Annotated in this window: 8 protein-coding genes; all 8 read right to left on the bottom strand. The window is 46.1% G+C overall.

The features are described from left to right. Nucleotides 1-248: 248 nt before the first annotated feature. Complete coding sequence (locus CRO25_RS15770; protein ID WP_143813188.1) at nucleotides 249-656, bottom strand: hypothetical protein; 408 nt, start codon at nucleotides 654-656, stop codon at nucleotides 249-251. 299 nt (nucleotides 657-955) lie between these two features. Then, nucleotides 956-1678, bottom strand: coding sequence for a response regulator transcription factor (locus CRO25_RS15765; protein WP_063567747.1), 723 nt, complete (start codon nucleotides 1676-1678; stop codon nucleotides 956-958). Nucleotides 1679-1682: 4 nt separating this feature from the next. Then, a complete protein-coding gene (locus tag CRO25_RS15760) occupies nucleotides 1683-2843 on the bottom strand; it encodes a sensor histidine kinase (protein WP_024631628.1) in 1161 nt (386 codons plus the stop codon). Nucleotides 2844-2890: 47 nt separating this feature from the next. Next, the gene (locus tag CRO25_RS15755; protein ID WP_079695647.1) at nucleotides 2891-5614 is read right to left on the bottom strand and encodes a stalk domain-containing protein; all 2724 of its coding nucleotides are present in this window, start codon (nucleotides 5612-5614) and stop codon (nucleotides 2891-2893) included. 593 nt (nucleotides 5615-6207) lie between these two features. Continuing rightward, nucleotides 6208-9936, bottom strand: a complete 3729-nt coding sequence (locus CRO25_RS15750) for an Ig-like domain-containing protein (protein ID WP_179132191.1) — start codon at nucleotides 9934-9936, stop codon at nucleotides 6208-6210. Nucleotides 9937-10142: 206 nt separating this feature from the next. Beyond that, nucleotides 10143-11345: a methionine adenosyltransferase gene (gene metK, locus CRO25_RS15745; protein ID WP_072733612.1), complete on the bottom strand. Its 1203-nt coding sequence runs from the start codon at nucleotides 11343-11345 to the stop codon at nucleotides 10143-10145. Nucleotides 11346-11602: 257 nt separating this feature from the next. Beyond that, on the bottom strand, nucleotides 11603-11875 hold the full coding sequence (locus tag CRO25_RS15740) for an alpha/beta-type small acid-soluble spore protein (protein WP_053782866.1): 273 nt from the start codon (nucleotides 11873-11875) through the stop codon (nucleotides 11603-11605). A gap of 137 nt (nucleotides 11876-12012) precedes the next feature. Continuing rightward, complete coding sequence (locus CRO25_RS15735) at nucleotides 12013-12579, bottom strand: hypothetical protein (protein ID WP_079695645.1); 567 nt, start codon at nucleotides 12577-12579, stop codon at nucleotides 12013-12015. Between the last annotated feature and the right edge of the window lie 108 nt (nucleotides 12580-12687).

Genomic DNA, 12687 nt, shown 5'->3' with positions numbered 1-12687 from the left:
CCAACAGGGACAATAACCATAGATTGCATAAAAACCCATATTTAATTTAACAGCAAGCTTGGCTACAATGACAAAAAAAGACTACAGCATAAGCTGTAATCTTTAACCTCGAACATGATGAAATTCACGCTTATTTTGGCAAGCTTGCATGACCTCATTGAAAGTGCATTCTGACTGATGACACGCTTTAGCCAGTCTGTCTCAGCAGCTTGCACGATTAATGGACCCAACTGTTGCAAAAAAAGCATCTACTGCTTTGGCTCACGCAAATCGATAAGGCGAATAGAATGACTTCCGGATTGATTCCACTGTTCCATATCCGAAGGGACAGCAGACAGGTAGGATAACTCCATTCCTTGCCTAAGCATAAGCTTCTCAATAATACGAACCGTTTCGGCTTCCGTACGATCAGCGACAACCGTCAATGTGAAGCTCTTTCCACGGTAAAATAATTCCCGGCAAAGCGCTCTTACAATGCCTTCAATCCGCTGCTCCTGATTGGAAGGAATGAGCATAATCTGCTCGTAGCCTTCGGGGTCCGGACGGGAAAGATGGCGCTGGTGCATGGCATGAACGGCCATTGCCGCCAGGAAGTATATGAGCAGAATCATAGTCAGATGAGCAACCATGGCAACTGCACCTCCTCGGAAGGTCATGCTCACCCATGGCGAACATCCCTGTATACAGCAGTATATGCTGCATTCCCCGAAGGGTTACACTTGCAAATCCCAAACGTTCATATTCCATTCTGATCGACACAGGACGAAGAAGACAGGCCAGGTCGTTCACTCATTCATGCCGAAGCTTGAACATAAGTTCTCCTAACTTCACACTTTGCTCATTTGCAGTAATAAAGTCCATTAACCCGCTAACCAGTCCAACATTCTGGAATGGGCGCGAGTAAACAGAATCCTATAATTGCTATAATCAAACTGCATCTAAATACAATCGTATATTAAAGGGTAACCCAACCATATTTGATCGAGTTGATAACCGCTTGCGTACGATCATCCACTTCCATCTTCTGCAAAATACTGCTGACATGGTTTTTTACTGTTTTCTCACTGATGAACAGGAACTCACCAATCATTTTATTGCTCTTACCTTCAGCCATCAGACGCAATACTTCAGCCTCACGACGAGTAAGCGGATTATTGTCGCCAGCGACAAATTTAACGCCTGCTTCCTTCGAAGCTCCTTCGCTCATTGCCCCTGTCTCATTAAGGTACGTCATCCGACGCAACTGCATGATCAGTTTGCCAGTTACTTTAGGGTGGATGAATGCATGCCCTTCATGAACAGAACGAATCGCATTGATCAGGGACTCGGCCTCCATATCTTTGAGCAGGTAGCCATTAGCACCTTTACGCAGCGTCTCGAACACATAACTCTCATCATCATGAATAGACAAGATAATGACTTTGACATCCGGGAACAGCTCACGCAATTTCTCCGTCGCTTCAACCCCGTTTTCCACAGGCATGTTGATGTCCATCAATACGATGTCCGGTTTATCCTGATTACAGAATTCGAGCACCTGAATCCCATCGCCGCATTCGCCGATGACCTCAATGTCGTCCTCCATATTTAAAATGCGTTTCAGACCTTCACGGAACAGCTGATGATCATCAGCCAAAAGAACTTTAATTGATGTCTTTCCAGTATCACGGTTTTCCATCCTGCTACTCCTTTCCCTTATCCACGTTTGTCGGGATATGAATCACTATTTTGGTTCCTTGATTTTCCGCGGACTCGATCTCTATTCTTCCTTCTAACAGTTCAACCCGCTCTCTCATCCCAATCAGACCGAAGTGGGTATGATCCTTGCTCTTCTTCGCAAGAAGCTCCGGTTTGAACCCAAGCCCATTGTCCTGCACGACAATCTTAACGAGCTGAGCCTGGTATGTAATTTCCACTACAACATAAGTGGGATAAGCATGCTTTGCAGCATTGGACAGACCTTCCTGCACGAGGCGGTAGATCGCAGCCTCCATTGCCGAAGATAAACGGTGTTCCTTGCCTCTCGTTTCAAAAAGCGAGCGGATTTTTGTTTTTTCTTCAAAATCCTGCACGTACTTCCGAAGCGTTGGAATCAATCCCAGGTCATCCAGTGCCATAGGACGCAAATTGAAAATAACTTTTCTCATTTCTCCAAGACTCGAACGAACCTGGCCTTTCAAATCTACTATTTCGGCCTGGACCATCTTAAAATCCTGCTTTATGAGCATTCTTTCTACAATTTCCGTCCTAAGCACTAGATTCGCGAGCATCTGCGCAGGTCCGTCATGGATCTCACGGGCAATACGTTTCCGCTCTTCTTCCTGGGCCAAAATTATTTTCAAACCAATCATTTGTCGATTTTTGGCGGATTCAATGATGCGGGTCACTTGACCCAGCTCACCCGACAGATACTCCAGTACAACCCCCATCTGGGAACCGATCGTCTCGGCGCGCTCCACGGAAGCTTCCACATTTTTGGCACGCTTCTGCAGATCATCCCGACGGGCTTTCAGATACATTTCCTTCTCACGGTAAATCATCAGATCCAGCTGTAACTGCGTCGCTTTCTCATACGCCTGCTTGATATCATGCTCGGAATAACGGACGAAGTCGCGGCTAACCTCAGTTAGCCGGATCCGGGAGCGGCGGTAGTTGAGCTCCAATTGATCTACTTTCTCGATCGTTTCCGCCGTCTCCTTCAGAACCGACTTCAATTCCTCGTTCAGCGTTTTCAGCTCATTCCGAGTCGAGTCCATAATCTCAAACATTTGATATTTACTGTTTTCCATGACTTGTATGGCGTTTTTTATGACGCGGTCTATGGCATCGGCTTGTAAATCCACGTTTGTTCGACTCCATTTCTATCGTTTCCGGTATATATCATACCATATCACGATGAGATGGTAACGGTCTTCGTGTTCTGTTCCCATTTTACAGTCAGTCCAAGCTGCTCTGAAACGAGTCTGAGAGGGACTAAAGTCCTACCACCAGATACGTAAGGTGCTACTGTTGCACTTTGTCTTTTGCCATTGATGATGAATTCTTTCTGGCCTACAACCAGATCAATCAGCTTGCCACCGCGCACGACGGTAACTCGTTGATTTTTGCTATCCCAGCTCGCCTGTCCGCCAAAAGCATCCAATACATGCTTGATTGGAACATATGTTGTACCATTTTTCAGTACAGGCGCAGAATCGATTGCCTTTTTCGTTCCGTTTACTGTCATGGATTTCTGTCCAAGCACCAGCGAAGCAGTTCCTGTAGGCAAGCCCACTTCACTGGATTTGGATGGCATGGTGAAAGCAATGTTGTCAAAAGCAACCGTGCCTGTCTTCGCACGCTCATCCTGACCTTCTTCCACATTCACCACATAAACCCGTTTCAGCTTCGCCGGATAAGAAATATTCAGCCCATTCAGGTCCACGTTCAGTTTTTTCCAACCATCCCAATCAATTGCCTTAGCGAGATCGGCATATACCGTTTTGCCACTGGCATCTGTAAATTCGGCACGCAGCCAGTTCAGGCTCTTATCTCCCATAACATCCATTGACATGGATGTCGCTGTTGCAGATACCTCTTTGCCAGTGGAACCGTTCAATTGGGCATAAGCATACATTTTCCCTATTCCTGCGGTCATGTCATAGCTCAGCTGTAACACCTTGGAGCCAGCTTTTTCACCTGTTCCCGCTGTCACGGACGCCGATCCAGTTACACCTGATGCGTTGGTCGTGAAGTTGATCGGGTAGCTTACATTCTCGAAGTTCTCCCATATCGTTTCACTTGCCGCAGCGGAGAGCACAACCACCGTGCTGTAGCCGTCATAACGACCGATCGCATAGCCAACTTGAGCGCCAGCGTTCACGGAGGATACGGTTAATTGGTCTGCAGACACTTTACCTTTGAATCCAATAAACTCCCATGTCAGCGAATCCGCCGGAACTGTCAAACTTTGTCCGTCTTTGGTCTTCGCCGTTACTGGAATGGAAATCGTTGTACCCGCTTGGAGCGATCCCAAGCCAGATCCGGCTGTCAGCGAAGCCAGTTCACTTCCGCCCAACACGGTAACTTTAATGGAAGATGAAGCTCCATTGCTTGTTGCAGTCAGCGTCACTGTACCTGGTTTCACACCTTTGATCGTTCCATTACTTACACTCACGATGCCGTTGTTGCTCGATTTCCACGTCATCTTGATATCGCCTGTCGCAATCGGGTTATAGTAGGTGTCATAGCCTTTGGCTGTATACTTGCCCTCTTGCCCTACCAGCAACGTTTGGCTGCCACTCACGGCAAAGCCCTGCAGCTTACCTTCCGGAGCCGTAGAGAACACGCCCAGCGTGTTTACGACCTGACGCTGCTCTGTACCGTACTCCGTGTTGAACGTAAGCCCTGCTGTCTCCTCACCAAGCGGACGAGTTACCATCGTTGTGGAGCCGCCTCCGTCCAGATTCATGCCTTTCCATACACCAATGCTGGTCATGAAGGATTGCAGTTCAGTCAGCGACAAACCGCTGCTGTTACTGTTTTTCTCCGCTGCAATAATGTAGACATACCGACCATCTTGGGAGTAGCCGACTGCTGTTCTCGCACGAATGCCGCCGATGCCGGAAGCCGCAATATCACGGGAAAACGTAGCCGCCTTGCCATCATTCACCAGAATGGTATGACCACCGATCATCATCTGCAGGTTGCTTGGATCAACGGTCTCCCCCGTCGTTTTGGCTTTCAACTTGTAATCTGCATTCAGCGTCTGCCCTACCGCCAGGTGAGTCATAATCCATGTCGCTGCCGTTCCATGCGCACGCAAAATGTACCCATCTGCCGGCACCGTCATGTTCAACGCTTTTTTATCCGAAATTTGGGTGATTACTCCGTTCTGCACAAGTACCTCAGTTGGTGTTGTGGAAGGATCATTCGGCCGTTTTGTGGACGTCCAAGCCGGTGTATAAATATACATCGAATTGGCGTGACTGTATTTCACCGAGCTCGATTCGACCGTGTAGTCCTCTTTATTTATCCCACGCAAAGCAAACGTTGAACCATCATCTGCCTTCACGGTGCCATCGAATGAATATTCATCAATCATCGGCTTACCGTCTTTGGTTACGGTGAGGGCATACATCCCTGACAGCTCTGATGGAGTAGATACGAGGACCCCGTCAGAGACCTGTCCACCGATTGGAGCAAGTTCACCGGATACATTAAAATAATCGCCGTTCACGGCGGCTACTGCACCATTTTCCTTAGCCATGCCACCCGTGCTTTGTTTACTGTTCAGATTGCCACCCTTGCCTGTCATGACATCCAGCTTCACATAGGGATTTTGCAAATCCACTTGAATTACATCTGCCAGTACGTTCACCTTCGAGCCGGAACGTGTTGTTGTATAATTGTATTTCATTAACTTCGCACCCGAAGTCAGAATTTCTTCGCTCAATTTGTTTGTTGTTGTAGAGGCCGCTGCAGCCACAGACTGCCATGAACTTCCCGACCACACCTGTTGTCCCGCTCCCAGAACCGGTGCAATCCAGATCACGCCTGCCAGCGTTACAATTGCCCACTTCTTCGCCTTACTACCCTTAACGTCGTTCAGCCGTTTCCCTTGTTTCCCCAGCATGTTTGAAACGTCTCTCCCATCTTGTATATCAATCTTAGATATCACGATCTCTACCATGTGGCAGCAGACAGCGAGATTTCTAGTATACTCTTCTATTAATAGACTACTTTTTGTGGAAAAAGTTACGCCCCGAGCCTGAATTCAGGTATTTATTGGGTTATGCGATATCCTATTGTTCTGTTATACGTTTTTACAGTCAAAAAATAGACTTCAGTTATGCTTGAGTTAGCACAACCGAAGTCTATTTGGAGTAAATCTGGCTGTTGAAACAATTGATGTAACCAAATCAACGTTGTTTCTACATTTAGGAATGTTGAAGCTAATATTTACGATGACGGTTTTGAAATGAGAAATTCACCAATAATTGTTGTTCCATCATTCTCGTACACGGTTATGCCTCGATCCATCTTCTGCTGGCTCTGCCATTGCAACGCTTCTTCAGGTGTTCGTTGTTCTGGAGCAGGACCAGGACTATCTAGTTTTAAATATAAAAAAAGACCATTTCAAGAAATGAACTTCCTTGAAATGGTCCAGTATGTTACGTATCGTTATCATGACTATTCCTAATAACATTATTGAAATATCATTTCGTTTTACAAGTATCCTAACTTATCCAACACACGCTTCAACATTACCGCTGCTTGTGCACGAGTAGCATTACCTTGAGGGACAAACGTTTTTGACGTCATACCCTGGATAATTCCTTCTTGCACTGCTTTGGCGACAGAATCCTTGGATTGGATTTTGTTGCTGTCCTTGAACTTCGATAACGTGGAGGCAGCTGAAGATTGCAGTGAGACCGTTTTTCCACCAAAATTCATAGCCCGAACCATCATAATGGACATCTGTTCACGGGTAATTGGACGGTCTGGCTTAAAGGTACCATCCGTATTCCCTGTAATGATTCCTGCTTCAGCAGCTGCACCGATATAAGCACTCGTTGTGCCACCGCCCAAAACATCACGGAAACGACCTGCTGCTGTTTGGTTCCCCGGCAGCCCTAATCCTCTAGCTACTAATTCAGCAAATTCTGCGCGTGTAATATTCTGATTCGGTCCATAGAAAGAACCGTTCGGCGTACCGATAATCCATTTGGCAGAAAGCTCTTTAATGACTGCACTAGCCCAGTGGGATGATGTATCCTGGTAGTTTACAATATGAGTAACAGGAACAACCGTTTGATTGCCATTCAACTGTCCTTGGATAACCACACCATTGATCGTGGTTTTAAACGAACTAGGCACGTTAGATAGGATAAATGTACCTGGATCCATATAGGTTAGCCCTGAAGTTGTCGTCGGTGTTTTCAGTGGCAATTGTATAGCGAGCAGGCTTTTAATGTTCTGCTCCACACGTAGGTTGTTATTTCCGTTAAATGCAGATAAGTATATATTCGTATTATTGCCTAACTTCTGTGCGCCTGCAGCTAGTAACAAGCCATCCAATGTACCTGATCCGGATACCGGTACTGTCTCGATCTGCACGTAAAGATAGGAAGAACCTACACTTGTTGATCCCCCCACGTCTTGAATCATGGAAGACACATCCAAACCAGACAGGGGAAGTGTCCATAGGCGATCACCATATTTGATTCCAATTGAACCCGTGCGATTGCTCGATGCCAACTGAGCCAATGCGCTTAAGGGGAAGCCGACATATGCCGAAGATTCATCAGCATTCATCTCAAATACAACAGGCTGTGCCGTTTTTCCAACCGTCCTTGCATACTCAAAGGCCTGTAGCAATTTGGCAGCATCTACGTTAAATTGACGAGTTGAGAGATTGTTGCGAGTCATTGCTGACACATTGGTAGCCGTATCGTTACTCATGACAAGAACAGCCTGACCATAACTCGATGCATCTAATTCTGTCAGCCAGGAAGGACGGCCATTCGTCTGACTGCCTGTGGAACTGCCATTAACCTGTAAGTTAAGTGGCCCGAAAGCTACAATTGTGTTATTTAATGCATCTCTTAGTGGAACGGCTCCCGGAACGTAACTAACGGTTCCCTTCTGTCCCGAGGTAGCTGAACTTGAAAGCTTCAGAGTTACTACGGAACCTGAACTTGCAGCTGAAAGTACACTTACCGAAGAGCCACCGAGCTGTACATTGAATTGCGACGCGGTAAGAGCCGTCTGAGCTTGAAGTGGTTCCTTAAAGTTAATGGACGCGGTATCTCCTTGAAGGACAGCCGAAAGAATTTTTCCGTTTCCATAGGTGTAGGTCACTGGCGCCAAATTAATGTAACCAGCCGGGTTGCCATTTAAGTCAGTTAATCTCAATGTTCCAGGCACGTAGGATAAACTAACGTTTTGCGTACTTGAAACGGCACTTGCCAATGTTAAGGTAACCAAGTCATCCTCAATCTCTGTATCATTTACAAACACTGCCTTCCCATCTACCAATACGGAGTATTGACTCTTTAGGGGCTTGTTCGTCCTGCTCAGCGGTTCATTGTAACGAATCCATAATGTAGATCCGCTTACTTCTGCGTTTTTAAATTCGGGAGCTTTCGTATCAAGACTATTACGAACGTAGAATCCACTAAAGCCCGCAAGCGCTTGTCCACGAGTGTCTTTTACAGGCCATGAGCCTGGTTCATACGATACTCTAACCACTTCCCCATTTTGTATGGAACGACTGAGGCTGAGTGTCACCAGAGAACTATTGTTGGTAGAAATGCTGTTAATTCCCACTGATGTGCCGTCAGCAGTAACACTAAACTGTCTTACAGCATCACTTGAATTGATATAGACCGTCTCTGGGTAATACAAGCTAATCGTACTATTATAAGCTGTACCTTCACGTGGTTTGGACATGATGGAATCCAGATTATTCTCCACATCTCTGGCAGAGAATGCTGCTGCAGCGTTAAAAGACAAATCTTGAATTTTACGAGTTCCTGTTCCCGGGGCGTACGCAATTCTAACAACCTGTCCTACCGCTACACCCGTGTCCAGTACAACATAGACACTATCTCCTGAGACATAGGAAGTACTCACATTCCGGTTCTCTCCGTTAACCGTGACCGTGAAGCTGGAAGTAAACGGATCAAGACTTGAGAGCAACTCGTCATATGTCAAACGAATGATGCTATTGCTGTACATTTTTGCGGTCTTTAAAACTGGAGCGGTGGTATCCGAACCCAATGTCCTGAATGTCCATGAGTTTGTCCCATTCAATCCTGTAAACAGGTTTCCTGCGTTATCCCGCAGAAAGCCCCCCAAAATATCTACAGTGTATGTGGTATTGCTTGTTAGGCCACTTATTGGAATAATCCGTAATTGCCGATTATTAGTGCTGTTGAGCAATACTGTTGCCGGTACTGCAACTCCATTTGCATTTTTTAATGTAACCGCTCCAGTGATGTAAGCTGAACTCAATTCTTTGCTGAATGTCACTGTAAGTTCATTCGTTAAAGAAACATTGCTTGCTCCATTGGTCGGAGATAACGAGGATACGGTTAATGCTGATGGATCAGAAGAAAATGCAGTGAAATTCCATTCTCCTCGACTAATCCCTTTTACATCATTACCAACGCTGTCCCTTAATACCCCTTCAGGTATCACAACGGAGTATGTAGTGTTATTCGAAAAGTTGTTCGTTGGATCAATGGTGAGCGTTCTACCATTTATCACAATTCGCGGTGTACCTGCACCTATATCCAGTTCTTCAACAACCGTACTTCCTTGTAGAAGCTGAATTTTGCCTGCACCCGCTGAAATACTATCACTGTAAGTCAATTGTATGTTGGACGTAGTTGGAACAGAAGCTGCTCCTAGATTGGGGAAATAGGAGGTTACCTTAGCCGTTCCGATTCCCTTTGTGCTAAATTTCCATTGTTGCGATGTCAAACCTTTGACCGCAGCTCCATCAGCAGTTAGCAGGGAACCTGAATCGAATTGTACATAGTATGTTCCTCCACGTAACAGTGGATGAGTAATACTTACTTCTTTTCCTACCCCTTCAACACTCTCAGGTGCATCCGGATCTGCTAGAGTTCCCTTAATCTTTACATCCGGACTATCAATTCTAATAGTAGCCACTGGTGAATTATCCTGAAAACGTCTGATTACTACATTTCCTACAGCGTTTTCAGACTTCTTAACCGCTTCCTTGAACCGAATAATTAGCGGTGCTGCACCATCGATCTCCGTTGCTCCCACAGCAGGGATTGTAGTTTCAATCAATGTGTCGTTAAATTCATCGGCGGCATACACCGTATTTGTGTCCATAAACGGAATACCTTGCCAACCTTGAATAGACATTAGCACGATTAACAGTCCGATGATCCCCCTGCGAGCCGTTCTTTTTAAACTCACCGTTCCTTCCTCCTCATCCTGTTTCATTTCAACTGTCTGATGTACAGACCTCATTATGTATGTCGGCTACATTACCAATTTTCTTTAGTTAAAAGGTAATAAAAGGAATTCTTTTGTTTTTCTCCACAGTTCTTAATGTTTGCACACAAAAAGCCCTTGATTCCATATCGGAACCAAGGGCTTCATTTAAAGATCGTATCGTTAACTTACAGACCTGCTTGCTCTTTCAAAACGTCTGCTTTGTCCACTTGTTCCCAAGGTACATCAAGGTCTGTACGACCGAAATGACCGTAAGCAGCTGTTTGTCTGTAGATTGGGCGACGCAGATCGAGCATACGAATGATACCAGCTGGACGAAGATCGAAGTTGTTACGCACAAGCTCAACCAATTTCTCTTCGCTGACTTTGCCTGTTCCGTATGTATCCACGTTGATCGATACCGGGTTGGCTACACCAATCGCGTAAGCGAGCTGGATTTCCACTTTGTCGGCAAGACCTGCAGCAATGAGGTTTTTCGCAACATAACGAGCTGCATAAGCCGCGGAACGGTCTACTTTTGTTGGATCTTTACCGGAGAACGCGCCACCGCCGTGACGTGCATAACCGCCGTAGGTATCTACGATGATTTTACGTCCAGTCAGACCTGCATCTCCTTGAGGTCCGCCAATAACGAAACGTCCTGTTGGGTTGATGAAATATTTAGTCTGCTCATCCAGCAATTCAGCTGGAACGACAGGCAGAATTACATGTTCTTTGATGTCTTTTTGGATCTGCGCAAGTAGAGTCTCTTCAGCATGCTGAGTAGACACGACGATGGTATCAACACGTACCGGTTTGTCACCGTCATATTCAATCGTTACTTGAGTTTTACCATCCGGACGAAGATATTCCAATGTACCGTTTTTACGCACTTCAGCCAAACGGCGAGCGATACGGTGGGACAATGCGATTGGCAAAGGCATGAGTTCAGGTGTTTCGTTGGTTGCAAAACCAAACATCAGGCCTTGGTCACCGGCACCAATATTCTCTGTCTCGCGAGCCATTTGTTCCGGGTCACGGTTCTCCAGAGCTGCGTTAACGCCTTGTGCGATGTCAGCAGACTGCTCGTTCAGAGAAGTCAGGACTGCACAAGTATTATAGTCGAAACCGAACTTGGCACGAGTGTACCCGATTTCCTTAATCGTATTACGAACGATGGACGGAATATCCACATATTCAGACGCGGAGCTGATCTCACCGATGACAAGCACAAGTCCTGTTGCTACGGAAACTTCGCACGCTACACGAGCATTTGGATCATTCGTCAGGAACGCATCCAATACGGCGTCCGAGATCTGGTCGCAAATTTTATCCGGATGTCCTTCAGTTACAGACTCCGATGTGAATAGATGTCGGCCTTTAATAGACATTGAAGTTTCAACCTCCCATAACGAGTAGTATGGCGATTGCCCGAACAAAACATTTACGTTGATTCGTTCACTGTACCCTCGAAAGCTTTCCGGGCGGAATAAGGACGCAGGGTCCGCAGTTACGAAGATAAGGATTTTTCAGGTAATGGCCTCAACAAAAAATCAACCTTTCCCTAGCGGAAAAGGTTGCGTACCTCAACTGCCATCTTAACGTATTTGTCAAGACGTGTCAAACAGATTGGGATAAGGAAAACATCCTATAAGTGCTGCTGTGCCTGGCGAATCAGCCTTTTTGTAATCTCTCCACCAACCGATCCATTCTCACGGGAAGTCAGATGGCCCCAGCCTTTGTACTGGCCATAGGAGTGATCACTTACCTCACCCAGTTCAGAACCAAATTCGGTATCTGCACCAGCAAGACCTCTACCGCCATATCCCACATTCAGACCAAACTCAGCGGCAATTTCATACTTCATTTGATCCAACATCTGACGACTTTCAGGTACCACTTTGCGGTTGCTTCTAGCCATGATTCCTGCACCTCCGGTTATTAGTTGTGTACAGTTATAGAGTGAGCAGGAACAAGGCTGGCTAGCCGTATTAATGTTTGTTAGAACTGGGTAATCTGAACAAATGAAATGAATAAAAAGTCTGATAAGTGCTTATCCTATTTCAGAGAATATCCACCACGTACCATGACAGTCAGGCTGTACTTGTTACCATCCAATACCGTTATACCCCGTCCATCTCTTGGAAAAGAGAGCAAGTGATTGGTCGGTGCTGTCTGACCATTCGTCAAATCAACCCCGTCCGTCAGATCAGCTACACCATTCGTACCTTCACTGACGATCACAGCTTTACCGCTACGCACAATGAACTCCGCGCCAGATGCACCGATCAGCTGTTGACCTGGCTTCACGGTCACAATCTCAACAGCATCAGAGGCTCCAGAGACTAATGGAGGAAGTGTTGTGTCTCCACCCGTGCTGCCCGAGTTGCCAGTTCCCGTAGAGCCGCTGTTGCTTCCTGATGTACTTCCAGACCCTGTGTTCGTGCCTCCACCCAAAGCCTTTTGAATTTGCTGATCAACATAACTCTTCGTCACTACCGGATCATCTGCTGTTCCCGGTTGACTTGTGCCTGCACCTATTGCTGTATTGCTGTATACAGACCCTACCCACACGCCAACACCAATCGCTAGTGCAGCCAGGGATACTTTCATATAAGGTTTCATGTGATTTATTTTCCTCCTCTGGTAATCTATTAACTTTAACTATAGAGAAAAAGTAGAGATGCGACAAGCAAAACCTCGTTTCCGTTAGGGTGGAAACGAGGTTTTGTG

Origin of the sequence: Paenibacillus sp. RU5M (assembly GCF_900221055.1) — a bacterium.
Lineage (GTDB): Bacteria > Bacillota > Bacilli > Paenibacillales > Paenibacillaceae > Paenibacillus > Paenibacillus marchantiae.
The sequence above is the reverse complement of the archived record's forward strand: the minus strand, read 5'-3'. Positions and strand labels throughout refer to the sequence as shown.